This is a genomic window from Bacteroidota bacterium, from assembly GCA_020402865.1.
Classification (GTDB): domain Bacteria; phylum Bacteroidota; class Bacteroidia; order Palsa-965; family Palsa-965.
The window spans coordinates 73130-99597 of record JADBYT010000012.1 but is presented as its reverse complement, the minus strand read 5'-3'; the positions used below and the strand labels follow the sequence as shown (position 1 = coordinate 99597).

Sequence of the window (26468 nt, the reverse complement as noted above, 5' to 3'; positions counted from 1 at the left end):
CTTGCAGATACGCTGCGTTCCGGTTACTTTTAAATCACCTTGCCTTGAGTAAACCGCTCGGGCCCGGAACCCTTCATGATTCGACCATTACTCATTTGTCTGGCGTTCTGTCTTTCTACGTGGCTGCACGCAGGCGACAATCCTCCGCTTGGTGCACGCGCACTGGGCATGGCCGGTTGCGGTGTAGCTATATCAGCCGATCTCTGGGCCGTGCAAAACAATCCCGCTGCACTTGGTTTTATTCCCAAATTTCAGGCAGGTGCATTTTACGAAAGCCGCTTTCTGGTGCCGGGGCTCGGACAAAGTGCCGTAGCTGCGGCTTTGCCGGTGAAGCCGGGCGTATTCGGCCTATCGGTGAGCTCGCTGAGTTTGCAGAATTTGTACATGGCCAATAAAGTGGGGCTTGGATTTGCCAAAACTTTCGGCCCGAAAATTTCTGCAGCCGTACAGCTGAACTGGATGTACACACGTTTTGGCAACAACTACGGAGCCGCTTCAGCTGCAGTGGCCGAAGTAGGATTTATTTCCGAACCCATAAAAAACCTCTCCTTCGGCATTCATATCTTCAACCTTACCCGAAGCAAACTGGGGGGCGACAGCGACGAAAATATCCCTACCGTAATGCGCATTGGTGGCGCCTACCGTTTTTCTGAACGCCTGCTGGTGACGCTCGAAGCCGAAAAGGATATCGACTTCAAACCGGTAATCCGGGGCGGAATTGAATATCGTCCGGCCGAAGTACTTTACCTCCGCGCCGGCGCAGCTTCCAATCCGGGGCTTTCGGCTTTCGGCTTCGGGCTTATCCTTCAAAAAATGCGGCTCGATGTAGCCTCCACATTTCACCCGCAGCTTGGTTTTTCGCCTTCGGTAGGACTTCAATACGGCTTCTGATGAAAGGCCTGTACTCGATTCTGCTTCTTTTGCTGCTGGGTTTTGCCCGGCCACTTTCGGCACAAATTGATTCGTCGGGCAGTGAACAGCTCAATCAGCAAATCGAAAACCTCTCTGAAACACTCGAATCAGAAGATGCCGATTTCACAAATCTTATTGATAATCTCGCTTATTATGCAGGCCATCCCATTAATCTGAATACGGCCTCGCGCGAAGAGCTGGAAGATTTTGGTCTGCTGAGCGATATACAGATTTCCAACTTGCTTACACATATTGCGCGTTATGGAAATCTGATTTCCATTTATGAATTGCAGGCTGTAGATGGCTTTGATCTCGCTACGATCTATAAAATTCTTCCTTACGTAAAAGTTGATGAACGCTTTGATGCCGGACATTTCAGTTTTTCGGAAATGATGCGCGAGGGGCGGCATGAGTTTGTAGTTCGTGGTCAGCGGATAATGGAAGAGCAGCTTGGTTATACGCCAATAGATAGTGCCGAACTGGCCGAGAGGCCCAATGCGCGTTATCTCGGTTCTCCATACCGCATATTTACGCGCTATCGGTTTACGTATTCGCGTTTTGTAAGTGTGGGAATGATTGCGGAGAAAGATGCGGGCGAAGAATTTTTTACCGGTACGCAAAAACAGGGCTTTGATTTTTATGCCGGACATATCTGTATCCGTAATATTGGTATTGTGAAAACAGCCGTAGCAGGCGATTATCAGGTGAGTTTCGGGCAGGGGCTTACGGCGTGGACAGGTTTTGCATTTGGCAAAACCCCTGATGCCTTAAACATCCGCCGCGCTGCCATGGGTATCCGCCCTTACATTTCGTCCGACGAAAATCGCTTTCTGCGCGGCTCGGCGGTTACGCTTCAGTTTGGCAAGATAGAAGTAACGGCATTCGGTTCCATAAAGCGCCGCGATGCCAATGTAACGCGTATTGATACCCTTGATACAAATTTTGAAATTACCGAAGTGTCAAGCCTGCAAACCTTTGGCCTCCACAGCACCCCCGGTGAAGTGGCAGACAAAGACGCGTTGCGCGAAGATATTGGCGGTGGAAACGTTACTTTCCGCTCAAAGAAACTGCGCATGGGCGTAACCGGATTAGCTTCACGTTACAGCGCAACGCTTAGCCGTAATCTTAACCTGTATAACCAGTTTGAATTTTCCGCACGCACAAATACGATTATTGGAGCCGATTACGATTTTCTCTACCGCAACTTTCACTTCTTCGGCGAAGCAGCGCGCAGCGCAAACGGATCATGGGCTTTTGTAAACGGCGTTACCGCCAGCCTTGATCCGAAATTTGCAGTAAGCCTGCATACACGCTGGTTCGGACAGAAGTTTCAGAATTTATACGGTAATGTGTTTGCCGAAGGAACCACAATTGCCAATGAACGTGGCGTTTTTCTGGGCATGCAGTACAAACCTTCCCGCCGGGTAGCGGTGAGTGCATACATGGACAGGTTCCGTTTTCCGTGGCTGCGCTTCAATATTGATGCGCCTTCGGGAGGAAGTGATTTCTTCGCGCAAATTAATTTCACCCCCGATAAGAAAACCGATATTTATTTCCGCTACCGCCGGCGCGACAGATCACTTTCAGTATCTGATGATGATGCGGTTATTGATTACATCGGTCCCACGATGCTCGAAAACTATCGCTTCAATATTCAATACCCGGTAGGTAATTCATTCAAATTCAGAAACCGTCTTGAATTCCTGCGTTCGCAGATAAACAACGGAGAAGTGGAAAATGGTTTTATTATCTGGCAGGATATCACCTATAAACAATTGGGAAAACGCATTTCATTCACTGCTCGGTACGCATTGTTTCAGACTGATAATTATTTCACGCGTGTGTATGCGTATGAGTCGGATATGATCTATGCGTTTTCAATTCCCTCGTTCTCCGGCCGCGGTTCACGTGTGTATGCGCTGATTAACTGGGATGTATCGCGCAATTTTGAAATCTGGGTACGTGCGGCGCAAACGTTTTACAAAAATCAGGAGGTCATCAGCGAAGGTTCGCTGAATGAAATTCAGGGTAACACGCGCACCGAGGTGAAGGTGCAGGTGCGTTTCAAATTTTAGTCCTCAATAAATTCATGTTTCCCGAATTCGGCCCAGCCGAGAGCTGCAGCACCCATAATGGCTGCATTTTCGGGCAGCGACGACACAAGCAGTTCAATGCGGCCGCGCTGATGTATGAGCAAATGCTGGTTGAAATGTGTGCGCAACGGATTCATCAGTACATCACCGGCCAGCGCAAGGCCGCCATATAAAAATACATGCGAGGGGCTTAACAGCGCGGTCATGTTTACTAATGCTTCGGCAAGCAGTACGGCTGTTTCGCGGATAATTCGTTCAGCAAGCACATCGCCCTGCCGCGCCGCATCAAAAATGTCGGGGCAGCACAACGTATCGGCGTTTATGGCATGAAGGGCCGAAGAAGCCGGTTTGTCTTCTGCCAGCATTTCGTGGGCAGTGCGCAGCAGGCCGCCTGCCGACGCATACGCCTCAATACAGCCTTTTCGTCCGCAGGCGCAAACACGCCCGTTGTTCACCACCGTCATGTGACCGAATTCGCCACCCATGCCATCTGCGCCGTAAAGCATTTTTCCGTTCACTACAAAACCGCCGCCAATACCTGTGCCGAGTGTAATTACCGCAAAATTATCAAGCCCTTTTGCACCGCCGAAAAACTGTTCCCCGAAGGCGGCTGCATTGGCATCGTTGGTTATTACGGCTTCCTCAATTCCGCTTGCCGTTTTAAATTCTTCGGCTAATGGTACAATACCTTTCCACGAAAGGTTGGGTGCGTGCTCAATATTGCCTGTGTAATAGTTGCCGTTGGGCGCTCCGATGCCGGCCGTCACTATTTCAAGCCCTTCGCGTATGGCTGTTGCCCTGAGCCATTGACTGGCTGCCACGGCAAACGATTTTGCATCGGGGAATTTTGATGTGGACATCACTGTTGATGCAATTACGGCACCTTCGATACTGCAAATGCCAATATGACAATTGGTGCCGCCAATATCAATTCCTGCACAAACCTGTTTGAGTTTCATTTAGTGTGTGATATTTGAATTTTGTGCAGCTGTTCCAGACCATTTTATGCGACCTGTAAACCAGCCGTAGAAAGCAATGTAGAGATAGCAGGGAATAGTAATGAGTATGCATTTCTGTAAGCCGAACGATGAATCGGCAACCAATCCGGCAAGCAGAGGCAACAACGCACCGCCGATAATCATCATCACAAGCAGTGAACTTCCCTGACTGGTTGATGGCCCGAGATCACGAATGCCGAGCGTGAAAATATTCGACCACATGACCGAATTGAAAAGACCTACTGCAAGCAATGCCCACAATGCCGGCGATCCTGTGCCAAAGGCTGCCAGAGAAATAAGTCCCGCAGCAATTAATGCAAACAGCAGCAGCAGGCGCGAGGATATGCTACCGCCGGCAATAAAGCCAAGTATGTTGATGCCCACGAGGATGAAATACGGAATGGCTTCGCTAACACCCTTGCCCGTAAGCAGCAGCAGAAAAACAGTAAGCCCCGCCGCTGTAGTAAGCATGGCAAGCAAACGTTGTACGAAGGACAGTGAGCGCGAAAGTGCTATGGTGCCCAGAAAACGTCCGGTCATGGCGCCGCCCCAGTAATAGACCAGAAACGAATCGGCAACATCTTTGGTCAGGCCCGCTACCTGCGGCAGCTCCATAAAACGTATTGCATAACTGCCAATGGTTACTTCGGCACCTACGTATGCAAAAATGGCAAGCATCCCCAAACGCAGATGCCTGAATTTCCAGGCGCCGCTACTCATATTCCCGCTTTGTACTTCGGGCAGTTTGATAAAGGCAAGTGTCAGGGCAGCAGCAAGAAAAGTGAGTGCAAGTAACACGTATGGAAGTTTCAATACATCCACCTCCACGCTGCCTGAGCCAAATACAATGGCGCCACCCACCAGCGGTGCAAGTGCAGTACCCAGCGAATTGAAGCCCTGCGAAAGATTAAGGCGACCTGAAGCTCCTTCAGGTTTGCCAAGCAGTGCTACATAAGGGTTTGCCGAAATCTGTAAAATGGTAATTCCTGAAGCCAGAATGAACAGAGCTGCCAGAAACCAGCCATATGTTTCACGTTCAGCAGCCACGTAAAACAGTAAACAGCCAAGGCTGCAAATACCAAGTGCAATTGTCATTGCCCGGCGGTAACCAATTTTTGAAATCGGATCACCCTTGCCGATTGACCAGAGATAGTAACCCAGTGATACTACGCCGTAAGCAATGAAAAAAGCAAACTGTACGAAGGCTGATTGTGTGTTGCTGAGCGAGAATGCTTCGCGCAGATGAGGCATGAGTATGTCGTTCATTACAGTAACAAAGCCCCAGAGAAAAAACAGGGCTGTCATTACCGCAAACGCAAATACGTATGAACGGGTATTGCTATTGGGTGAAGCTGGCGGCATCAATCAGTCGGTGTGAATCGTTTTGATAAAGGGCGTAGTTGAAACCTTTGTGCAGCCCGAAAGCACCATGCTCGCCGGTGGGTGTTATTACAAGTATGCCCACCTGAAAATCTTTGAAGTTGCTGTGTTTTTTAACTATGCGATGTATGGCTTCTTCTGCCGCTTCCTGTGGAGTGGCGCCGTGACGCAAAAGCTCAACGGCTGTGTGCGAAGCCAGTGTGCGCAGCACAGTTTCGCCCAGTCCGGTGCAGGTAGCTGCTCCCGCCTCATCATCGCAGAAGAGTCCGGCTCCGATAATGGGTGAGTCACCTACACGGCCATGCATTTTAAAGGCCAGTCCGCTTGTAGTGCAGCTTCCTGCCAGTTTGCCGTTTTTGTCGAGTGCAAGCAGGCCAATGGTGTCGTGGTTTTCGATATTGATTACCGGTTTGTATTTTTTCTCTTTCATCCATTCTTCCCATGCCTTGCGCGATATGTCGGTAAGTGTGTTGGGATGTTTCACCATGCCCAGACTTTCGGCAAATAGTTCAGCGCCGCGTCCGGTAAGCATTACATGCGGCGTATCGTCCATCACTTTTCGCGCCAGCGTAATGGGATGATCGATGCCCTGTACAAAACTCACCGAGCCACATCGGCCGCTGCCTTCCATAATTGATGCATCCAGTGTTACAATGCCTTCGCGGTCAGGGAATCCGCCAAGGCCTACGCTGGTATTTGTTTTGTCAGATTCTGTGATCCGCACTCCGGCTTCTGCAGCATCAATTGCACGTCCACCCTCTTTCAAAATACGCATGGCCTCGGCGGTGGCTTCCATACCATGATTCCAAGTGGCAATGGTCATCGGGCCTCCGGCGCGGCTTTCGGCGTTCATTTTTTTCTTTCGCTTCTTTCCTGTCGCAGCAGCAGGTGTGGCTAGTCCTGTAAACAACGCTGCCAGTGCAGCCCGGTTGAGAAATTTTCTTCGGTTCATCATGCCGTTATTTGGAGGGCGAAATAATTATCTCGTCGGCAAACATCCATGCCCGGTTGCCTTTGCCGGGATGCCATTCAGGGCATTTTTCAAAGCCGCGTGCAATTATTTTTAAATGGGTGTATTCACCATTGAGTGAAGCGCGGAACGGAATTATTTTCGGATCACCGTTATGGTCGTCAAACTGATTTTTATTGTGGCTGAGTGTGGAATAATGGACCCCATCAGATGATGCCAGAAATTCCACTTCACGGGGCAGAAAAATCCATGAACGCTGATCGTGAAGGAAATTCATCGTTACCTCACTCACCTGAGAAGATCCGCCAAGATCAATCACCCATTCCACCTCAGTTTCTGAATACCCTTGCCAGTCGCCGGTGCGAAAATCAGATGTCCCGTTTATCCCGTCAATTAACGCCCGCGGGCCCGATGCCGCATATTGTGGTGCGTATTTTTTGCTGCATGTAATGCTTTTCCATGCCGGAGGCCGCACAAAATTCATGCTCAGTGTATCGCTGTTGGCAGCTCCCTTGCGTGTGGCAAATACAAGATAAGTGCCATAGCCTTCCTTGAGTGTAGAAGTATATTTTTTCCAGTCTTTATCTTCTTTCTTTTTCCAGAAAATTTCACTGCCCGGTTGCGGGGTAGTAAAACTTAGCTGAAGGCTTTTCCCGAAATCTTCTTTCAGTGTGCTAATGCGCGGTGAAAGCGTTAACGTTCCCGAAGCTGAAGCCGAAGGCGAGGGGGGACGCATTTCCATTTTTGCCCCCCATTGCTTATCCGGTATTTCACTTCGTGTAAAGTGCAGTTCTCCTCCTTGAACCACTGTCTCATGTCCTAACCACACTTTTTGATAATCCTGTTTCTGAAGTGTGGCCGATGAAATGTAGTTGCCTTTACCGGAAGAGGAAATAATGAACTTTTTCCCGTTTTCCAGGTGAATGGTGACTTTGTTGAACTGAGGAGCCCCGATCACATAAATCGGCTGACCGGGCGTAACGGGGTAGAATCCGGCCATACTCATTACCGCCCATGCCGAAAGCTGCCCGCAATCGTCGTTGCCGCAGAGTCCGTCGGGTTTATCGGTGTACAGTGTCTGGCAGATTTCACGCACACGTTCCTGTGTTTTCCAGTGTTGGCCGGTCCACGCGTAGAGATAGGCTGTGTGGTGGCTGGGTTCGTTGCCGTGTGCATACTGACCGATGCGGCCGGTAATGTCGGCTTGCTCGCGGCCTGATGTTTCAGGGTCAGAGGTAAAGAGTTTGTCGATGAAAGCAGCCAGCTGCGATTCGCCGCCATGCAGAGTCATTAATTCGTGAATGCTTTGCGGCACATAAAGGCTGTAGTGCCAGGCATTGGCTTCGGTATAGTGTATGTTTACTTCTTCCGGAGTAAACGGTTCTGTAAACTGGTTGCGGCGCCGGGCGCGGAAAAACCTGGTTTTATCATCAAACAGGTTTTTCCAGTACTGACTTCGTATGCCAAACACTTCCGCATCAGCAGGCCGGTGGGCGCGCGCGGCAATTTGTGCAATGCACCAGTCGTCGTAGGCATATTCCAGCGTTTGCGAAACCGATTCGGCTTCATCTCCGGGCACAAAACCGTTATCACGATATACCGGTTGCACGCGGTAGTTGCCATTTCCGGTTTCGAGCATGGCGTTTAGTGCAGCTGTGGTATCGTAGTTGGTAATGCCTTTCATCCACGCATCGGCAATAACCGAAACACCGTGATAACCAATCATACAATTGGTTTCATTGGCCGAAAGTTCCCACATGGGCAGTCGTTTGCTTTGCTGGTGAAAGCTGCTGAAGGTGTGAATAAAATCACCTGTTCGTTTGGGTTCCAGGATGGTGAAGAGCGGATGCAATGTCCGGTAAGTATCCCAAAGTGAAAATACCGTGTAGTGTTCGCGCGTGGTGTCGCTGTGAACGTTTCCGTCGGGGCCCCGGTAGTCGCCGTTCACATCACTGTATATATTAGGCGAAATGTAGCAGTGATAAAGTGCCGTGTAGAAAATGCGTTTTTGTGTTTCCGACCCGGTATCCACTTCCATTTTTCCCAGCACACTATTCCAGTGTTCAACTGCTTTAGCCCGCACCTTGTCGAAATTCATGCCGCCGGTTTCAGTCACGAGATTCAGCAGGGCATTTTCCACACTCACCGGAGAGAGGGCCAGTTTTACTTCCAGCGGTTTGCTCAGTTTGCCAAATCGAAGAATTGCTTTGATTGCTTTGCTTTCGGCGCTGTTTGTCTTGAGGGCGCTGTCGTTGCTGAATATTTCTGCTGTAAATGGTGTCGAGAAAGTGGCTGTAAACCAAAGTTTCTGATCACGTGCCCATGCCTCAGAATGCCTCCAGCCGCTAATTGTACTGTCGTTAACGATGCGCAGTCCCGAACTGGTTACCGCATCGCGGTGTACGAGGTCGATTAGCAGATGTGCTTCAACATCTTTTGTAAATGTATATCGGTGAACTCCCGTGCGCGGCGATGCCGTTAGTTCGCAAAAAATACCGTTGTCGGCTTTTACCGAATAATAACCGGCTTCGGCATGTTCACCGGAATGCGAAAACGAAAAACGATAACCGGGCTTGCCATCAGCTCCGTTATGCAGCAGTGGCCTTTCTGTTGCCGGGGTAACAAGTATATCGCCATAGTCGCTGCAGCCGGTGCCGTTCAGATGTGTGTGCGAAAAGCCGTAAATAAACGTATCCGAATAATGGTAGCCCGAGCAGCCGTCCCAGCCGTCGAGACGTGTATCCGGACTAAGCTGCACCATACCAAAGGGTGTTGTCGCTCCTGGAAACGTATGTCCGTGTGCATCTGTACCAATCATCGGGTCGGCGTAGGGCTGAGGTTTAAACGGCCCGCTTGCAGGTACAGTCCATCCGAACACCTGCCTGGCAGGTATTACCGTTTTCTGCGTGCAAGCGAAGCACAATACAAGCCAAACGAGTGCAAAGCGGAGCGGAAGTTGGAACACTGATGTATGCATTTACAGGTTGAAAAGTAAGAAAGATTTACAAACCACTAAATCGTTGTAGCGATTTTTTGAAACACAGGTGTGAAAAGGGGGCTTCGAACTAGCCTGTCAATTTTTCATTTCGGACATATCAGGGTTTCGCGCTAGTAAGAACTTACGAGAAAGTAGAGGCGTGTTCCGCACATGTTTTCAGAATTTTTATCGTTGAAAATCGTAATCTTTGGTATGATGAAGGCTTTTTATAATGTTGTTAATCATTGTTTTGTGGTAAAAAATAAAAATCATTAGGCGTAGTGTTTTGATGATTAAGTTTTGAGCGGAATTTTCTAACCTGCTACACTTGTGTCAGGATTTCGCACAAGAAATCCGGTATTCGGAAAAACGGAACCGGTTTTGACGATTACTCTACCGGGCGGTTAAACACCGAACTGTGGATGCGGCAGGGAGTTTTACGCAGGGGATCAGGGTGCAGTTTGAAGGAACTTCACCCCGTTACTCTCTCCGCATCCACGGTTCGGTTGTTTTTTTTTACCTGCCTTCGGCTTTTTTCAGCAACCATCTTTCAAACACAAATCGCGTACGCGCATCGTGCTCTGACTTTCCAATGCGCTGTGTTACCAGTTCGTGATGAAGCTGGCGGAAAATATCTGTTTGTTGTAGTCCTTTGCTGCGGTTACTAATAATTTCTGTCCAGCCTACATAACAGGCTGTTTCGTAGGCAAGGCTTCCGTGTAATTCTTTCTGTTGTTCGATTTTGTTTTGTTTGCGGCGTAAACTGCCGAGCAGGCTTTCCATGCGGTCTTCATCCTGCAGATCATAGCTGATGGCAAGTTCGATCTGGCGGAGTTCTTCAGCATAAGGACGTTTTCGTCCTGATTCGTCCTGAAGTGCGCGGGCAATAATACGCGCGGCTATTTTAGGCTGATCGCTGAGGAGATAGGCACCTGAAAGCAGAATGAAAAATTGTTGTCTTCGCCAGTTTGACGAAGCCGACCACATCACAGCGCTTTCGATGGCAATGAACTGTGCCTGTAATTCAATGAGTTCGTTAAACCGATCGAGGGCAAAAAAAATACGCGCTTTGGCAAGCAGATACTTTACATAAAGCGGATTGTATTTTTCTCTGAATCCCATGCTGCCCAGAAACTGAAGCAGTTTTTCAAATTCTTCGAGATATGGAAGTGCATCGGCTGGCCTTTTGAGCAGGTGAAGCGCCACAATTACATTGGCCAGATTATTCGCGTGGCGCAGGTAATGCTCGGTGGTAGCATTTTCTGAATTGCGAAGCCGCTCAAAGAGTTTTTCAGCTTCCTGCACAAAATCTTCATACTCATTTACAGCCAGATAGTAGAATGCGCGCATCGAAAGCACGCCTATGCGTGCCCGCTCTGAATTAAATTCGGCAAACTGCTTTTGAAAAGTAGGTGCGGAAGTGAGTTTCTGAAGCCGCTCTTTGTATTCTTCTTCTGTGTAGCGGTATTCGTTGTTGGTTTCTGTGGCAAGCAGAAAGGAGGTGTCGCCAATTTCATGCAATTCGTGAATGTTCACCAGACTCTTGTCGAGTTGCTCGTTGAGTTTGCCAATCTGCTTATAAATTTCGTTTGGCGAAAGTTCAATCGGAATACTTGCTTTTTCGCGCCAGATCAGTTCTGGCATCATTTCCAAGGCTTCGGCTTCTTCAATTAGTTGCCGTGCGCGTTTAAGCACATCACGCAGGGGCGAGTGGAGTTGTTTCAGTAGAAGGACTTCGGCCTGTTTCAGCAGTTCGTGTATTTCCACACGCGGTACATTACGTGTGTGATAGTCGGAAAGCGACTCAATGATGCGGTGATAGAGATACGCTTTTATACGTGCGTATTGTCCGGTATTGCCGGTTTTACGCTTGTAATCTGACTGTATCTGTTTTTCACTGGCTTCGGGCTGGCTTTCAATAATATTGAACAGGATGAGATATTTGTTATCACCACCTTTAGGAACCGAACGATGAAAATGGTTCTTCTCGCCTGTGGTAAGCGAGCGGATGAGCAGCAGCAGAGGGTCGGTAGCTGAATCGGCCATATTTTCCGAAATTACGCATAAGCCGTGGTTGTTTGGCTACTTTGGGGGAATTTATGACCTTTGAAAAATGAGACTTTTGCTTTGGCCGGTACTTTTTTGGGGGCTGTTTTATGGCTGCGGAAACTCCATACCTGGATCAGATCAAACGGATCCGGCGACTATACCTGCGGCAAAACCAGCAGTAAATCGCGGGGTGATTCAGGCGTGGAATGCGGCCGACGGCAGCCGTTTTGAGTTGTACATTCCGGCTTCGGCTGATACTGCTAAACCGCTGGGGGTGGTGCTTTTTCTTGATCCGCATGCCGACGGGCTTTTGCCTTTACAGAAGTATCGCGCGCTGGCCGATTCGCTGGGGATGGTTTTTGCAGGATCTGATTTTTCGGCCAATGGTGTGGCTGCAGGTGATATTGAAACGCATCTGGTGGCCGTAAAACAGGCGCTTGCGCAATTGTTCCGAATGGATGCAGAGCAATATTACCTCTGCGGCTTTTCGGGCGGCGCACGCGCGGCGGCTTCACTTGCCGCAGGGCAGCAGGCCGGTGGCGTGGTGCTCTGCTCGGCGGCTCCGCAGCAGGCATTGCCACAGCAAATTGCAGTGTGCGGTGTGGCCGGTCTTGGCGATATGAATTACCTCGAAATGCGAAACTGGTTTGCGGCAAATTCCGCTGGCGGACTTTTCCTGTTTGCCGGCGAGCATAGCTGGCCACCCGTCACACAACTTGCACTGGCGCTCGACGGTATGCTGCTGCAGAAAAAACAGGCTTCGGATCAACATGCTTCGCGTTTTCTGCGCAACGCAGCTGCACAAATCGACTCACTGAGCAATACCGACTGCGATCTTGCCGCTGCGCTTTTTGATCAGGCACGCAACTGCCTCGGTGATTTCCCAAAACAGCGGCTGCAACTCGAAACACCTGCGCGCAGTGCTTTGGCTGCACGTGCCTGTACCAAACAACATAGCGCCGCCCGCATGGCTGCCGAAGCCAAAGAGAAAACACTTCAAACCGAAATTCAGGAATCGGTTTTTGCGAAAGACCCGGCCTGGTGGCAGGCCAATGCCGGTAAACTGTTTGATGCTCCCGCCGGAAGCCCCGAACAGATGATGCGCAAACGTGTGCGCGGATATGCCAGCTTGCTCTGCTATTCATACAGCAACCGCGCATTGAAAAGCAACAATCCCAACGGAGCCGATAAGCTCATTACCACATACGCCATCATCGATCCTCAAAACAACGAATGGGCATACATGCGCGCCTGCCTCGATGCCAGGCTGGGCATGCCCGATCTTGCCTTTGAAGCACTTACCAAAGCGGTTGAGCTCGGATTTAATGATAAAAACCGCGCTGCCGCAGAGGCTGATCTCTCACCGCTTAGAAGCGATCATCGCTGGCAATTGTTTCTGGCTTCTATGAATAAATAAATGAGACGAGTTGTTGCACTCTTTATCGAAGGTGTGTTCTGGATGCAGCTTTTTATGTTTCCGCTCTTCCTGGCGTCTGTTCCTGCCGTAATCATTTTCAATTCCTCATCCGAAAGCTGGAGTACAATTACGGTTATTGCCCTGCTTGCCACAGGTGCCGCCTCCGGAATCTGGATGGCCGAACGCACTCGCAGGAAATACGGAAGCTGTGCCCGGTTTTTCGGACGTTTTCTTGGCGACGAATAACTGGCCGGATCACCGGCTGACGAATTTCTGAGTGCTATTTTTCTGCTTTCGGCTTGTGGCGTGGCGAAAGCCAGAGAACAAGAAGCGGGAATAAGAGCAAATCAGTAAGCACGGCTACAAAAAGTGTAATGCTCACTAACAGGCCGAAGTAGAATGTGCTTTCAAAGCCCGATCCGATAAGGGTGAAAAATCCCGCACATAAGATAAGTGAGGTTACTATTACTGCTTTGCCGGTGGAAAGGAATGTGCGTTTTACAGCCAGCGGATATGATTTTCCTTTCATTCGTTCCAGTCGTAAGCGCGCCAGAAAGTGAATGGTGTCGTCGGTAGCAATACCAAATGCAATTGAGAAAATAATGGAGGTTGATGATTTAAGCTCAATGCCACACCAGCCCATTAATCCGCCAATAAAAATAATGGGTAGCAGGTTAGGGATTACGGCAATAATCACCATGCGCCACGAGCGGTGAATGAGCGCAATAATGAGCGCCACCACGAGTATAGATAGCGCCAAGCCCTGCATCGTATTTACCACCAGATATTCGTTGTTTTTGTCGAGCATGGTGGCACCACCGGTAATCACCACATTTACCGATTGCATGAGCGGTGTATTTTTGAGGAATTGCGCAAGGCTGTCGTTGAGTTTGAACACTTCGCGGCTGCCAATGTCGTTCATCTTTCCGGTAATGCGGCCTGTGCGCCCGTCGGTGGTAAGGAGAATTTTGTATTCTTTTCGTTTTCTGAACGGGCTTGCGATTTCCACTGCATTGGCTATCGCACTGTCGGATTCAGGGAGTTTGAAAAAATCGGGATCGCCGTTGTGCTGTGCTTTGTTAATGGCTTTTACCACGGTGGCCGGCGAAAGCAGAAACCCCACACCATAGCGCGTTTTCAGAAAATGTTCGAGCGTGTCGATGGCGCGGAGTTCAGTGGTGCCCAGCAATGTGCTTTGCGGGTTTGTGGGCGTAAGCTGCAGTTCAAACGGGCGCACACCCGAATACTGCCGTTCAAAGAAATCGAAATCCTTTCGCAGTTCATCATTGCGGGTTAAGCCTTCGATGAGGAAATTGTTGCGCTCGATTTTGTAGATGCCCACAATGCACAAAAGTACCAGTACCACCGTGGCCACTGCAATAGCGCGGCTGTGGCGCAAAATCCAGCGCAGCAGCCTGTGCAGGCGTTTATCCCAGAAAAGCGATGTGCCGCTTTCCAGTTTCAGCTTGGGTTCCGGGAGTAGATTCAGCACTACAGGCATAATGGAGTAGGCCAGTACAAAGGCCACAAACACACCAAGCGAAGTATATATGCCAAAATCACGGATAGGCTTAATGTGCGAGTTGAGCAGGGATAAAAAGCCAAGCGCCGTGGTAAGCAATGTGATGAATGTGGCAAAGCCGGCTTCTTTAATTGTTTTAATCAACGCCTCAAACCGGTTGTGGGTGCCGGTACGCAATCGCGTTTCGCGGAGCTCTTCGAGGTATTTGGTTACAATATGCACCACATCCGACATCCCCACCACAAACATCATGGTGGGCAGCAGCACGGTCATAATATCCAGTGCTTTACCGGTAAGCGTCATCAGTGCCAGCGTCCATAAAATAGCCAGCAGCACAATCAGTACCGGTACCCACACACCCCAGAACGAGCGGAAAGAGATAGCCAGAAACAGCACTACCAGAAAAAAAGAGGCAAGGAAAAAGACCAGAAACTCACTCTGCAGTTTTTCGAGATACACTTTTTGTCCATTCATTTTTCCGGCCATGTGTACCTTGTCAAACTTAAATTGATTAAGAAGGTTGTTGACGCGTTGCAGAAGTGTATCCGATTTCTGTTTTGATATGCCTTCGGTGGTTTTGATATAAATGCAAAGCGAGCGTGCATCTTTTGCAAAGAATGTGCTGCGCAGTTCTTCCGACCTGTAAATAAGCGCCGAGTCTTCGGTGTAGCGGGCCGGTTCGGAAATGTGCAGATAGGGCACACGCATTACACCCAGATCGGAAATAATGGTGTTCTCAATATCTACAGGCGAAATAGTACGGGTAATGTCGGGCAATTCGCGCAGTGAATCTGAAAAACTACTTACGTGCGAGAGGAATGTGGAGTCGAAAACACCTTTTTTGTTTTCAATGGCAAGCAGCACATATTCATTATCGTACTCGAAGGTATTTCGGAATTTGAGATATACTTCGAGATCAGGATCATCGGTAGGAAAAAAACTCTCGAAATCATAATCAAACGAAATCCTGCGGAGTGTGAAAACAGAAAACACTGTAACCACCAGCACAAAGGCAAGTGAAACAATGCTGAGTACACGGAAGTGTTTTCGAATGAAGTTAAACATACAATCGCCCGTCTATAACAACCGAAAAGGCGCAGGGTTTATCTGTTTTGCAAAGATGGGAATAAAAAATGCTCCGCTTTGTGTGTAAAGCGGAGCATAGGCCCTGGGAGAAGCAGGTATCAGATTTTCTTTACGTTAATAGCGTTGTCGCCTTTTCTGCCTGAAGAAATCTGGAATGATACTTTATCATCCTGATTAATAGGCTGGTCGATAAGGCCGGTTACGTGTACGAAAATTTCTTTGCCGGTTTCGTCGTCCTTGATAAAACCGTAGCCTTTGGTGGCGTTGAAAAATTTGATTACTCCTGTTTTCATTTGGAGGAATGGATAATGAATTTTGAATTAATTGAATTGCCTCTAATATACATAATCCGATAAAGAAGGCAACTCCGTATGCATTTTTTTGTCAATTTTGCCGCATGAATTTAATATCTAATGGTCATCAGCACGCTTCTAAGCAGGAAAAGCAGCAGTCGTATCCGGTTCCGGCCGAAGGTTCACTAGGTTTGCTTGCCTTGGGTTGGCGCGGTTTACTGCTGTGGAGAGCTGCCCGTGCGGCTTCAATTCAGTCCCAAAATAAACAGAGCAATGAGCAGAAAGGCTAAACGTGTAATTCTGCTCGGCTGGGATGCTGCCGATTGGAAAATAATTAATCCGCTGCTGGATGCAGGACAACTCCCCGCGCTCCAGAAACTGATTGAAAACGGGGTCATTGGTAATATTGCCACGCTTGATCCACCGCTTTCGCCTATGCTCTGGACCTCCATTGCAACCGGCATGACGGCCGATAAGCACGGAATTCTGGGCTTTGTAGAGCCGGATCCGAATACCGGAAACATCAGGCCGTCAACGGTAACTTCCCGCAAAGTAAAAGCACTCTGGAACATTCTCCAGCAAAACGGCATCAAATCACACACCGTTGGCTGGTGGCCCAGTCACCCGGCCGAACCGCTCGACGGAGTTACGGTTTCCAACAACTTTGCCCGCCCAAATGGCAAGTCGCTTGCCGACTGGCCGCTGACCGAAAACACCGTACATCCGCCCGAAGTAGCTGAAGCAATTGCACAATGCCGTGTGCATCCTTCTGAATTAAGCTGGGCGCATCTTCTGCCTTTTGTGCCCGAGCTTCAAAAGGTGGATCAGGAAAAAGACACGAAGCTGGCTTCCATTGCTGTGCTGCTTGCACAAAGTTCATCGTATCACGCAGCGGCAACCTGGATTCTCGAAAATCAGGAATGGGAATTTCTGGCGCTGTATATGAATGAGATTGACCAGTTCAGTCATCTTTTCATGAAATATCATCCGCCGCAGCTTCCCGAAACCGACAGCACAGAATTTGAGCTGTATAAAGGTGTGATGAACAGCATTTACCGTTTCCATGATATGATGCTGGATCGGTTAATGGAGCTTGCCGGTGAAGACACTGTGTTTGTACTGCTTTCCGATCACGGCTTTCATTCTGATCATCTTCGTCCGCGTGAGTTGCCCAAAGATCCGGCTGCTCCGGCACACGAGCACGCGCCCTACGGCGTGCTTTGCATCAGCGGCCCGGGCATACGCAAAGACGACCGCATTTACGGAGCAACTCTGCTTGATATTGCACCCACCGTGCTTACCCTGTTTGGTTTGCCTGCCGGCGATGATATGGCCGGCCGTGTGCTTACACAGGCATTCGAATCGCCCGAGATTCCGGCCCGTATTCCTACCTGGGAAACTGTTGAAGGCAACACCGGCCAGCATCCGGGCGAATTCCGCGAAGATCCCTGGGCGGCGCAGGAAGCACTGAAACAACTTGCCGAGTTGGGCTACATTGAAGCGCCCGGCGAAGATGCTGCTAAAACAAACGAAGCTGTTCGTCTCGAAAGCCAGTTCTACTTAGCCCGGGTTTACCTCACCACGCAGCGTCCGCAACTGGCGCTACCGATTCTTGAAGAACTTTACAGTGTTGCGCCTTATATTCCGCGCTATGCGCTGCGCCTCGTGAACTGCTATCTGAAGCTGTCACGCAGCAATGATGCACGACGAATTATTGATGAGTTGCGCAAAGGAATTAAGAATCACGAACATGCTCTGGCAACGCTTGATTTTCTGGAAGGTAACCTGCTGTTTGCCGAAGGTCGGCCGCACAAAGCCCTCACCGTATTGCAACGGGCTGAACTCAGTCAGGCACAGACCCCCGGTTTGCAGCAACTCATCGGGCAGTCTTACCTTGCCGTACGTAATTGGCGCGATGCAGAAAGAGCTTTTATCCGCGCACTTGCTCTCGATCCCGACAATGCAGCCGCTCACCACGGACTGGCTGTAGCGCTGCTCAGGCGTGATAAAATTGAGCAGGCTATTGACGAGGCGCTTAATGCAGTAGGGCTGTTGCACCATTTCCCGGCTGCACACTATAACTTAGGTGAAGCACTTATGAAGGCCGGTATTTACGAACGCGCCGTCGAAGCATTCAGCCTTACGGTACACCTTCAGCCCGGAAACAGCAGGGCACATCAGTGGTTAGTGCAGCTTTACGAAAACCACCTCAGCAATCCCGACAAAGCCGAATATCACCGCAACTTTATCCGCGATCACATCAGCCGTACGATTTACATTGTTTCCGGTTTGCCCCGTTCGGGTACATCGATGCTGATGCAGATGCTCCGTGCAGGCGGTTTTGAAACGGTTACCGATGATAAGCGGTTGAGCGATGAGCATAATCCGCAGGGCTATCTCGAAGATGATCGTGTAAAACGGTTGCACCTCGATAATACCTGGCTCAAAGATGCCGATGGAAAAGTGCTGAAAGTTGTTGCGCCCCTGCTGCAGTTTTTGCCACAGGGATTCAGCTACAAAATTATCTACATGCACCGCGATCTGGGCGAAATACTTCAGTCGCAACTTAAAATGCTGGGCCGCGGCGGCGAAGGCAAAAACTTTCCGGCCGGATTGGCTGATGGGGTGTCAAAGCAAGCCGAAAAAGCACAATCGTGGATGAAAGCACAGCCCAATGTGGCAACCCTTGAGCTGCATTACCGTCATATTGTCGAAGATCCGATGGATGCTGCTTACCGCATTGCTTCATTTATTGGTCAGCCGCTTGATACAGAAGCTATGGCAGCCGCTGTAAATGCTGATCTTTACCGAAATAAAGCAGGGAAATAACAGATTTTCAGAGACAAAATGTTTTTTTTTCCCTGATTCAAGAAATAGTATTTTCGCAAACAAACAAGCATAGCTATGAATTCATCCATACTCAAAAAACTAAAAGCATATTCACTTGCTGCAGGCTCACTAACTGCTGTTTCGGCATTGCAAGGTCAGATTGTTTACACCGATATTAATCCGGATGTTAGCCTGAACGGGCCTTCAAACTACAATCTCGATATGGATAATAATGGCCAGCCCGAGTTACAGTTTTTCTTTTATTCGTTGGTCGATTCTGTAAGCAGTGTATCTATGATCTATCAAGTCGTTTTTGATAATACGGCTACACTTGGAAATCTGTTTCAGAGTTATATTGCGTTCCCCACACCATTAAACAACGGCGACAGTATTAGCCCTGCTGCAACTGATTGGCGGGATTCATCATACTTCCAAGGCGCTCAGTATCTTGCGGTATATAATACTTATCTTAACCAGTCGGTATCATTTGGCAACTGGTTAGGCTCAACCGATAAATATGTTGGGATTCGTTTCAACATTAACAACCAGCCGCATTATGGATGGATTCGGCTTACGATTGGAGCTACAGCCAATCAGCTTGTGGTAAAAGATTTTGCTTACCGCACTTCGCCGGGTGTTGGTTTAACTGCCGGGCAAACAACGGTAGTTGGTGTAGCCGAACAGTCTGCCGGTATTCCCAGCATACATATTTACGACCGAACCCTGTTTGTAAATCTTCCGGCAGAAACAACAACCGGTGGTATGCTTCAAGTGTTCAGCGCTTCCGGGCAAATTGTGCATACCGAAAGCATTACCGATCCTTCAATGCGCATTGCACTTGGTGATCTTGCAACAGGTATGTACATGGTGCAAATCATCCAGCCTGACGGAAGTGTGGTTTCACGTAAAGTTTATTTATAGAGGGGATAGCTAAAAACTCAAAATATCTTCGTTGGGGCAAATAATTAGTAAATTGCACTGAAAAACAAATTAGAATGGATATTTCACTACAAAAGAAACTTAAAGCGTATTCGCTCACAGCCGGGTCACTTACTGCCGCTGCCGCTGCACAAGGGCAAATTGTGCATACCGATGTAATGCCGGATATGGTTATTGACTCCGCGGCTGTATATGCCCTCGACGTGAATAACGATGCCACGCCGGAGTTTGCTATGTATGCCTTAACCAACACGGATTCTGCCGGAACATACGGCTATTCCATTCTGGAGGCTTATCAGCCTGTAACCAATGCTGTGCTTGGGAATTTGTTTCAGGGCGTTTATCCATTCCCCACTGCTCTCAATGCCGGCGACAGTATCCGTCCAGGTGCAACCGATTGGATCGATGCTTCAGTTAACGGTGGTTTCCAGTACCTTGCCGTTGTATTGCCACAGCCCGGACCTATGTATGGCAACTGGCCGGGAATCAGTGATAAATACCTCGGTGTGCGTTTTGCTGCCGGTTCACAAACCCACTATGGCTGGGCACGCATATCGGTCAGCGCCGATGGGGGTACTATTACATTAAAAGAATACGCTTACAATACAACTCCCGGAGCTGGTATTACAGCCGGGCAAACCACTCTTGTTGGCGTAGCTGAACAAACAGCAGGCGTTCCGAACGTTCACGTTTATGACCGCACTTTGTTTGTGAATCTTCCGGCAGAAACACCAACCGGTGGTATGCTTCAGGTGTTCAGTGCTTCAGGGCAAATTGTACGTGCCGAAAGTATTACAGATCCTGCAATGCGCATTTCGCTTGGCGATCTTGCAACAGGTGTGTATATGGTGCAAATCATTCAGCCTGATGGTACAACAGTAACACGCAAAATCTATTTATAGTCTTGATTAGTGATAAAAAGGAGGCTGTCTCAACCTTTTGAGACAGCCTCTCTTTTTATTAAGTTGGGTGCCTGTTGGTCAAAAAAATCGCTTACTATTAAATGAAATGTGTTGTGATGCGATTGTTGATTTAAAATAGGTATTTTTGCCACCGGTTGTTATTTAGCAAAGACGGAAAATAAAAATCCCGTGTTTGTAAGTAACTAAGTAACAAGAATAAAATAGCTCAACTAACAATGGACAAAACACTTCAAAAGAAACTCAAAGCTTATTCGCTCACAGCCGGTTCACTTACCGCTGCAGTAGCCGCTCAAGGTCAAATCATACATACGGATCCATCGCCGGATATTGTAATTGATTCAGCTGCAACTTATGCGCTTGACATAAATAATGATAATACAGCTGAATTTAGCCTGTATGCATTCAATTACCTCGATTCGGCCAACTCGCTATCAGGATATGCACTTCTGGACGTTGAACCTCCGGTTGTAAATGCCGTATTAGGTAATTTGTTTTCAAATACATATCCATTCCCCTCTGCTCTCAATGCCGGCGACAGTATCCGCCCCGGTGCAACAGATTGGCAAGATGGCAGCGTTAACAACGGCTATCAATACCTTGCCGTTGTACTGCCACAGCCCGGACCTATGTATGGCAACTGGCCGGGAATCAGCGATAAATACATCGGTGTGCGTTTTGCCGCAGGTTCACAAACCCACTATGGCTGGGCCCGCCTCTCGGTAAGTGCTGATGGTGGTACCATTACGCTGAAAGAGTACGCATACAACACCACTGCAGGGCAGGGTATTGTGGCCGGACAAACCACCGCAGTGGGTGTGGCCGAACAGCCCGCAGGAACACCTGCCGTGCATGTGTACGATCGTACCTTGTTTGTAAATCTTACACCGGAAATGCAACTCGGTGGAACATTGCAGGTGTTTAACACCACCGGTCAGGTAGTGTACACCGAAAGTATCAACGAGGCATCCATGCGTATTTCGCTTGGTGATCTTGCTTCGGGGGTATATCTTGTGCAGGTAATCCAGCCCAACGGCGAAGTGGTTACACGTAAGATCTATATCTAACAGACGCTGTTTTCAACGTGCAAAGGCTGCCCCATTTTCGGGCAGCCTTTGTGTTTGATGCAGCCTCCTGATGTTGTTTTAATTTGTTTAACAATTACAAGGGAAAGATATTTGGGAGCAACAGGATGAATTCTGTATTTTTAATGCCATAAACCCATTTTCACATGCCTACAACTACACGTAAAGACAAACTTAAAGCCTACTCTGCATTGGCCGGGGCACTCACAGCAACTGCCGGTTCGCTTGATGCACAAATTGTTTACCGAGACATTTCGCCCGATTTTGTGGTAAGCGATACCACGCAGTATCGTCTCGATATGGATTTGAATGGAACCATTGATTTTAGTTTTCAAACACTCGATTCAACCATTACGGCCTACGCGATTCCGGCACAACTTGCTCTTATTAATGTATATGCACCACCGGCAGCCGGTACGGCCGGGTTTACGTATCAGAATTATCCGTTTGCCGATACACTTGGCATGGGCGATATGATTGATGTGGGCTCAACCTGGAATCCGCAGTATGCCAATTATGGTGCACACGTGCTTGGGGCTGTGGCTACATCGCTGGGCGGATTTGGTGAGTGGCTTGCCGCTTCGGATAAGTATGTGGGGGTGAAGTTTGTGAATAACGCACTGGTCTATTATGGCTGGGTTCGCCTCAGTGTAAGTGCCAATGCGGATACCATTATTGTGAAGGATCTGGCCTACAACCAGAATGCCGGTTTGGGCATTGGTGCCGGATTAACGGTGGGCCTGAACGAAACTGCATCGCCGGCAGCGAATATCCATTCATACGATGGCGTGTTGTTTGTATCGTTCCCGCAAACACCCGAAACAGCACGTGTAAGCGTGTACAACACCACCGGTCAGGAAGTGCTGGTGCGTGAACTCAACGATACCTCAAACCGTATCGAACTCGGCAACCTGGCTACAGGCTGTTATTTTGTAAGGGTTGAGTCAAACGGACAGATTTCCACAAAGAAAATTTACATCCGATAAATCAGGCAGGCACCGAAAGGTGCCTGTTTTGCTAAAAAGCCTCGCCTATTGTGAGATAGAAGCCAGCACTGTTGTATGTGCCCCGGCCGTAATCGAGGCGGATGTTGATGTGTTCTTTTTTGTCGAGCGTAAATCGCAGGCCGAGACCATAAGTAAAACGTGTGTCGGCAATGCGCAGGTGGCTAATCTTATCGGCCACAATTCCGGTGCCTCCAAAAGCCACTGCTCCAAAGCGTTTCCAGATGTGCTGCCGCCATTCGGTTTGAAAAAGTATAAGATTATTGTCGCGGAAACGCCCCTCGTAAAAGCCACGCATGCGTTTGGTGCCGCCCATCAGTGCCATGAGGTAAAACGGGGGCGTACCCGTGTTCAGATCGGCAATTGCATTTACAGCCACCACAGCGGTTTTAGTTGGTCTGACGTAAGTCGCAGCATCAAGCAGCGTGCGGGTGAATGAGAAATCACTTCCGGTGTTTTTGTCAAAAAACTGAATGGCACTTTCAATCAACACGCCACGCTGCGGATAAAAAATATTGTCGCGCGTGTCGTAGTTCACTACAAATCCCGGCCCGCTTACTGCTCCGCCATTGCTTCCCCGTACAGCACCCTGTGCGAGTTGTCCGGCGGGATCAAGCTCACTCAGTTTCCAGTCTTCATACCAGTAACGAAACCCGGCATAGAAACCTTTTCCGAGTTTGCGCAGCGCATTTATTCTGAATCGGGGATAATCCACCGCGTAACGTTCGCGGTAATCCTGCGGCTGCGTGTTGCCCACGCCAAAAAAGTAATAATTGTAACGGTACCAACCTGCTTCACCATAAATGGTAAACCGTCCGTTTTGTGGAAATAACTGAAAAGGCAGATACACCAGCAACTGCCGGTTTTGAGTCACCGCGAGTCCGAAATTAATACGCGAAGGACGGGCATTACTGCTGTCGCTTCTGAAACGGAAAGCATAAATTCCAGCTGCTCCAATGCTGAAACGGGTTTCGGGTGTATAATACAAAACAGGGAAGGCATAAAACCGGTTCCGCGGATTTCTTTTTTCTGTTCCGTCGATAAGAGAATCATTGCTTCCGGCAAATGAATACGCCGCAATGAAACAGAAAAAAAGTGCACTTATACTTGATTTGCAGAGCAAATGGGTTTGATTTAATGGCAGTTTGTCAAAGGTATTGATCAATAGAGAAACGAAAAATTATCGGATATGGTTTTTGTTCAATCCGTTTTTCTTCGCATTACGTATCTTACCTTCATAAAACACCACCGTTATGAAAACCTACTACAATCCTGAGGATCTTAAGAAATTTGGAAATATTGCCGATTTTGAGCCCAATCTTGCCAAGAAGTTTTTCGATTATTACGGCGAAGTGTTCAAGGAAGGTGCGCTCACAGCACGCGAAAAATCGCTTATTGCACTGGCTGTGGCGCATGCCGTACAATGTCCGTACTGTATTGATGCCTATACTTCTGATGCACTTGAAAAAGGATGCGACGAGGCACAGATGATGGAAGCCGTGCATGTTACAGCTGCTATCCGCGGAGGTGCTTCGCTGGTGCATGGTGTGCAAATGATGAACAAGTACAAAGAACTTTCGATGTAAACGGATTTCCCGTTAAAGCCTATGACAAAATCATTGCTTGCCCGCCACAGCGAACTTTCCGATACGCAGCGGCAATTACAGATACTTAGTGAAAGCACACCGTTCGGTAACGAGCCGCATGCTTTTACTACCAAGCTGCGAGAAAGCAATTTGTTTCCGCTTACGCCCACACAGATCGAAATTTTTCAGGTGAACGTGGGCAAGATGTGTAATCAGGTTTGCAAACATTGCCACGTGGATGCGGGGCCCGACCGCAAGGAAATAATGACCCGCGAAACCATGCAGCAATGCATTAATGCAGTGAAACGGAGCGGTGCGCATACGGTTGACATTACCGGCGGCGCTCCGGAGATGAATCCCGATTTCCGCTGGTTTGTACAAGAACTCGCTGCACTTGGCAAAAAGATTATCGTGCGTTGCAACCTCACTATTATTGTGGCCAATCCAAAGTACAACGATTTGCCTGAGTTTTTCAAAGCGCATAATGTGGAAGTGGTTTCCTCGCTTCCGTATTTCTCAGCCGTGCGTACTGATTCGCAGCGGGGAGAGGGCGTGTTTGAACGCTCCATCCGTGCGCTTAAAATGCTCAATGCTGTTGGCTACGGAATGCCCGGCACAGGGCTTATGCTTAATCTGGTGTACAATCCTTCGGGCGCTTTCCTTCCGGCCGATCAGGCAGGGCTTGAAAATGAGTTTAAGCAAAAACTGCGCAAAGGCTGGGAAATTGAATTCAATAATCTGTTTGCCATTACCAATTTGCCAGTAAGCCGTTTTCTCGATTACCTCATCGAAAGCGGCAACTACGATGCATATATGGATAAACTCATTGGCGCTTACAATCCGGCTGCGGCCGCCAACGTAATGTGCCGCAATACTGTTTCGGTGAGCTGGGATGGTTTTCTCTACGACTGCGATTTCAATCAGATGCTCGATTTAAAAGTGGCTGTACCCGAATCGTTGCACGTGTCGCAGTGGAAAACGGAGGCATTGCAGAACCGGAGTATTGTGGTTAATCAGCACTGCTTTGGCTGTACGGCCGGAGCAGGATCGAGCTGCGGAGGTTCGGTTGCTTAGGTAACAAACGGCCGGGTTTCCATCAAATGTATAGCGTGTATGAAGCATAAACAGGCGTTACTGATTTTTCAGAAAAATGCCGAACATGGCAAAGTGAAAACGCGTCTTGCTCAAACAACGGGCAACGACGAGGCCTTGCGCATTTACAAGTTGCTTACTGCGCATACGCATCAGGCCGCAAACAATGTGGCTGCCACGAAATGGCTTTTTTACAGCAGTTTTTACGAGGCTGATTTTGAAAGCAACCGCGATTATGAAATACGTGTGCAGCGTGGCGACGATCTCGGGCAACGCATGTGCAATGCCTTTGCCGATGTGTTTGCTTCCGGGTACGATGCGGCAGTAATTATCGGGACTGATTGCCCGGGGCTTACGCCGGCCATTTTGCGGGAGGCCTTTTCGGCACTTGAGCTTTATGATCTTGTGGCCGGGCCGGCTGCCGATGGCGGTTACTACCTGCTGGGCATGAAGCGCCTTTACGCCACCTTGTTCAGCGGCAAAAACTGGAGTACAGACACCGTGCTTTCCGACACGCTGCGTGATGCACAGTTGCTGGGCCTGATGGCCTATCAGCTTCCCGTGCTCAGCGATGTGGATACTGAGCATGATTGGATTGCACATCAACATTTCATCGGCCGCACATGAAACTGAGTGTAATCATACCTACGCTGAACGAGGAAAAGTTCATAGGCCGCCTGCTTACGCATCTTGCCGCACATGCCGATGAGCGCCTGCTCGAAATTATTGTGGCTGATGGCGGCAGTACCGACCGCACAGTGGCGATAGCGCGCGAAAGGGGAGCAGTGCTTGTGCAAACGCCCAAAGCCAGCCGCGCCGTTCAGTTCAATGCCGGAGTGGCTGCCGCAAAAGGCGATGTATTTTACTTCGTGCATGCCGATGTGCTGCCTCCCGCATCGTTTTTAACCGCCATCGAAAACGCATTGGCAGCAGGCCATCAGCTGGGAGCCTGCAGGCAGAAATTTGAAGAGGCAGGTATGCTGCTGCATGTAAATGCCTGGTTTACCCGTTTCAACAGCCTCTATGTGCGTGGCGGCGATCAAACCATTTTCTTTGCCCGTAATGCATTTGAACAGCTTGGCGGATTTGATGAAAAGTATATTATTATGGAAGAATACGACCTGCTCAAACGTGCCCGGAATAAATTTTCGTTTGCCGTACTTCCTTGTGCCACAATTACATCAACCCGTAAATACGAAAAAAACACCTGGCTTCGTGTGCAGCTTGCAAACCTGCGCGCCATGCGTCAGTTCAATCGTGGTGTCGATCCGGTAATTATCCGCGATACCTATAAAAAATCACTCAACTGGTAATTC

22 protein-coding genes are annotated in these 26468 nt (G+C 48.9%); 14 read left to right on the top strand and 8 right to left on the bottom strand.

All coding sequences use genetic code 11. The annotated features are described in order from the left end of the window. The first annotated feature begins 75 nt into the window (after window positions 1-75). Together IM638_10225 and IM638_10220 are read left to right on the top strand one after the other, a co-directional pair. Window positions 76-891, top strand: a complete 816-nt coding sequence (locus tag IM638_10225) for a hypothetical protein (GenBank protein ID MCA6363404.1) — start codon at window positions 76-78, stop codon at window positions 889-891. Next, window positions 891-2987, top strand: coding sequence for a helix-hairpin-helix domain-containing protein (locus tag IM638_10220; GenBank protein ID MCA6363403.1), 2097 nt, complete (start codon window positions 891-893; stop codon window positions 2985-2987). Before IM638_10225 ends, IM638_10220 begins: the two co-directional genes overlap by 1 nt. Here IM638_10220 and IM638_10215 read toward each other — a convergent pair. From IM638_10215 to IM638_10195, 5 genes are all read right to left on the bottom strand, one after another. Further along, the gene (locus IM638_10215) at window positions 2984-3964 is read right to left on the bottom strand and encodes an ROK family protein (protein ID MCA6363402.1); all 981 of its coding nucleotides are present in this window, start codon (window positions 3962-3964) and stop codon (window positions 2984-2986) included. The two genes, IM638_10220 and IM638_10215, sit on opposite strands and share 4 nt — an antisense overlap. Continuing rightward, complete coding sequence (locus IM638_10210) at window positions 3965-5365, bottom strand: MFS transporter (protein MCA6363401.1); 1401 nt, start codon at window positions 5363-5365, stop codon at window positions 3965-3967. It abuts the gene before it with no gap. Continuing rightward, the gene (locus tag IM638_10205) at window positions 5343-6338 is read right to left on the bottom strand and encodes a N(4)-(beta-N-acetylglucosaminyl)-L-asparaginase (GenBank protein ID MCA6363400.1); all 996 of its coding nucleotides are present in this window, start codon (window positions 6336-6338) and stop codon (window positions 5343-5345) included. The genes IM638_10210 and IM638_10205 overlap by 23 nt, the downstream gene beginning before the upstream one ends. Before the next feature lie 4 nt (window positions 6339-6342). Beyond that, a complete protein-coding gene (locus IM638_10200) occupies window positions 6343-9330 on the bottom strand; it encodes a GH92 family glycosyl hydrolase (protein MCA6363399.1) in 2988 nt (995 codons plus the stop codon). A 516-nt stretch (window positions 9331-9846) separates the two neighbouring features. Continuing rightward, entirely contained in the window at window positions 9847-11376 is a 1530-nt protein-coding gene (locus IM638_10195) for a hypothetical protein (protein MCA6363398.1), read from the bottom strand. 67 nt (window positions 11377-11443) lie between these two features. Here IM638_10195 and IM638_10190 point away from each other — a divergent pair, with 67 nt between their 5' ends. Continuing rightward, a complete protein-coding gene (locus tag IM638_10190) occupies window positions 11444-12796 on the top strand; it encodes a hypothetical protein (GenBank protein ID MCA6363397.1) in 1353 nt (450 codons plus the stop codon). Beyond that, a complete protein-coding gene (locus IM638_10185; GenBank protein MCA6363396.1) occupies window positions 12797-13042 on the top strand; it encodes a hypothetical protein in 246 nt (81 codons plus the stop codon). A 34-nt stretch (window positions 13043-13076) separates the two neighbouring features. On the opposite strand, the gene IM638_10180 is transcribed toward IM638_10185, so the two are convergent. Continuing rightward, on the bottom strand, window positions 13077-15383 hold the full coding sequence (locus IM638_10180; GenBank protein MCA6363395.1) for an MMPL family transporter: 2307 nt from the start codon (window positions 15381-15383) through the stop codon (window positions 13077-13079). 119 nt (window positions 15384-15502) lie between these two features. After that, window positions 15503-15697, bottom strand: coding sequence for a cold shock domain-containing protein (locus IM638_10175; GenBank protein ID MCA6363394.1), 195 nt, complete (start codon window positions 15695-15697; stop codon window positions 15503-15505). Window positions 15698-15801: 104 nt separating this feature from the next. Between IM638_10175 and IM638_10170 the strand changes: the two genes are divergently transcribed. From IM638_10170 to IM638_10145, 6 genes are all read left to right on the top strand, one after another. Next, window positions 15802-15987, top strand: coding sequence for a hypothetical protein (locus tag IM638_10170; GenBank protein ID MCA6363393.1), 186 nt, complete (start codon window positions 15802-15804; stop codon window positions 15985-15987). Continuing rightward, window positions 15971-18526, top strand: coding sequence for an alkaline phosphatase family protein (locus IM638_10165; GenBank protein ID MCA6363392.1), 2556 nt, complete (start codon window positions 15971-15973; stop codon window positions 18524-18526). The genes IM638_10170 and IM638_10165 overlap by 17 nt, the downstream gene beginning before the upstream one ends. Window positions 18527-18601: 75 nt before the next feature. Continuing rightward, window positions 18602-19447, top strand: coding sequence for a T9SS type A sorting domain-containing protein (locus IM638_10160; GenBank protein ID MCA6363391.1), 846 nt, complete (start codon window positions 18602-18604; stop codon window positions 19445-19447). Window positions 19448-19521: 74 nt separating this feature from the next. After that, window positions 19522-20367 (top strand): T9SS type A sorting domain-containing protein, encoded by an 846-nt coding sequence (locus tag IM638_10155; GenBank protein MCA6363390.1) that lies wholly within the window; start codon window positions 19522-19524, stop codon window positions 20365-20367. A gap of 236 nt (window positions 20368-20603) precedes the next feature. Then, window positions 20604-21452 (top strand): T9SS type A sorting domain-containing protein, encoded by an 849-nt coding sequence (locus IM638_10150; protein ID MCA6363389.1) that lies wholly within the window; start codon window positions 20604-20606, stop codon window positions 21450-21452. A 164-nt stretch (window positions 21453-21616) separates the two neighbouring features. Beyond that, window positions 21617-22456, top strand: a complete 840-nt coding sequence (locus IM638_10145) for a T9SS type A sorting domain-containing protein (protein ID MCA6363388.1) — start codon at window positions 21617-21619, stop codon at window positions 22454-22456. Between the two features lie 31 nt (window positions 22457-22487). Here IM638_10145 and IM638_10140 read toward each other — a convergent pair whose 3' ends face one another. Next, complete coding sequence (locus tag IM638_10140) at window positions 22488-23462, bottom strand: BamA/TamA family outer membrane protein (GenBank protein ID MCA6363387.1); 975 nt, start codon at window positions 23460-23462, stop codon at window positions 22488-22490. Between the two features lie 265 nt (window positions 23463-23727). Here IM638_10140 and IM638_10135 point away from each other — a divergent pair, with 265 nt between their 5' ends. From IM638_10135 to IM638_10120, 4 genes are read left to right on the top strand one after another with little or no spacing between them, the layout of a single operon-like run. Continuing rightward, complete coding sequence (locus IM638_10135; GenBank protein ID MCA6363386.1) at window positions 23728-24060, top strand: carboxymuconolactone decarboxylase family protein; 333 nt, start codon at window positions 23728-23730, stop codon at window positions 24058-24060. Between the two features lie 21 nt (window positions 24061-24081). After that, window positions 24082-25134 carry an arsenosugar biosynthesis radical SAM protein ArsS gene (arsS, locus tag IM638_10130; GenBank protein MCA6363385.1) on the top strand — a complete coding sequence of 351 codons (1053 nt, stop codon included), beginning with the start codon at window positions 24082-24084 and terminating at the stop codon, window positions 25132-25134. A 39-nt stretch (window positions 25135-25173) separates the two neighbouring features. Further along, on the top strand, window positions 25174-25779 hold the full coding sequence (locus IM638_10125; GenBank protein ID MCA6363384.1) for a TIGR04282 family arsenosugar biosynthesis glycosyltransferase: 606 nt from the start codon (window positions 25174-25176) through the stop codon (window positions 25777-25779). After that, window positions 25776-26465, top strand: coding sequence for a TIGR04283 family arsenosugar biosynthesis glycosyltransferase (locus IM638_10120; protein ID MCA6363383.1), 690 nt, complete (start codon window positions 25776-25778; stop codon window positions 26463-26465). The genes IM638_10125 and IM638_10120 overlap by 4 nt, the downstream gene beginning before the upstream one ends. Window positions 26466-26468 lie beyond the last annotated feature (3 nt).

Coding starts and splice junctions, on each gene's coding strand:
- IM638_10225 (MCA6363404.1), top strand. CDS start 76: ATGATTCGACCATTACTCATTTGTCTGGCGTTCTGTCTTTCTACGTGG.
- IM638_10220 (MCA6363403.1), top strand. CDS start 891: ATGAAAGGCCTGTACTCGATTCTGCTTCTTTTGCTGCTGGGTTTTGCC.
- IM638_10215 (MCA6363402.1), bottom strand. CDS start 3,964: ATGAAACTCAAACAGGTTTGTGCAGGAATTGATATTGGCGGCACCAAT.
- IM638_10180 (MCA6363395.1), bottom strand. CDS start 15,383: ATGTTTAACTTCATTCGAAAACACTTCCGTGTACTCAGCATTGTTTCA.
- IM638_10185 (MCA6363396.1), top strand. CDS start 12,797: ATGAGACGAGTTGTTGCACTCTTTATCGAAGGTGTGTTCTGGATGCAG.
- arsS (MCA6363385.1), top strand. CDS start 24,082: ATGACAAAATCATTGCTTGCCCGCCACAGCGAACTTTCCGATACGCAG.
- IM638_10135 (MCA6363386.1), top strand. CDS start 23,728: ATGAAAACCTACTACAATCCTGAGGATCTTAAGAAATTTGGAAATATT.
- IM638_10150 (MCA6363389.1), top strand. CDS start 20,604: ATGGACAAAACACTTCAAAAGAAACTCAAAGCTTATTCGCTCACAGCC.
- IM638_10125 (MCA6363384.1), top strand. CDS start 25,174: ATGAAGCATAAACAGGCGTTACTGATTTTTCAGAAAAATGCCGAACAT.
- IM638_10165 (MCA6363392.1), top strand. CDS start 15,971: ATGAGCAGAAAGGCTAAACGTGTAATTCTGCTCGGCTGGGATGCTGCC.
- IM638_10200 (MCA6363399.1), bottom strand. CDS start 9,330: ATGCATACATCAGTGTTCCAACTTCCGCTCCGCTTTGCACTCGTTTGG.
- IM638_10160 (MCA6363391.1), top strand. CDS start 18,602: ATGAATTCATCCATACTCAAAAAACTAAAAGCATATTCACTTGCTGCA.
- IM638_10175 (MCA6363394.1), bottom strand. CDS start 15,697: ATGAAAACAGGAGTAATCAAATTTTTCAACGCCACCAAAGGCTACGGT.
- IM638_10195 (MCA6363398.1), bottom strand. CDS start 11,376: ATGGCCGATTCAGCTACCGACCCTCTGCTGCTGCTCATCCGCTCGCTT.
- IM638_10210 (MCA6363401.1), bottom strand. CDS start 5,365: ATGCCGCCAGCTTCACCCAATAGCAATACCCGTTCATACGTATTTGCG.
- IM638_10170 (MCA6363393.1), top strand. CDS start 15,802: ATGAATTTAATATCTAATGGTCATCAGCACGCTTCTAAGCAGGAAAAG.
- IM638_10145 (MCA6363388.1), top strand. CDS start 21,617: ATGCCTACAACTACACGTAAAGACAAACTTAAAGCCTACTCTGCATTG.
- IM638_10190 (MCA6363397.1), top strand. CDS start 11,444: ATGAGACTTTTGCTTTGGCCGGTACTTTTTTGGGGGCTGTTTTATGGC.
- IM638_10120 (MCA6363383.1), top strand. CDS start 25,776: ATGAAACTGAGTGTAATCATACCTACGCTGAACGAGGAAAAGTTCATA.
- IM638_10205 (MCA6363400.1), bottom strand. CDS start 6,338: ATGATGAACCGAAGAAAATTTCTCAACCGGGCTGCACTGGCAGCGTTG.
- IM638_10155 (MCA6363390.1), top strand. CDS start 19,522: ATGGATATTTCACTACAAAAGAAACTTAAAGCGTATTCGCTCACAGCC.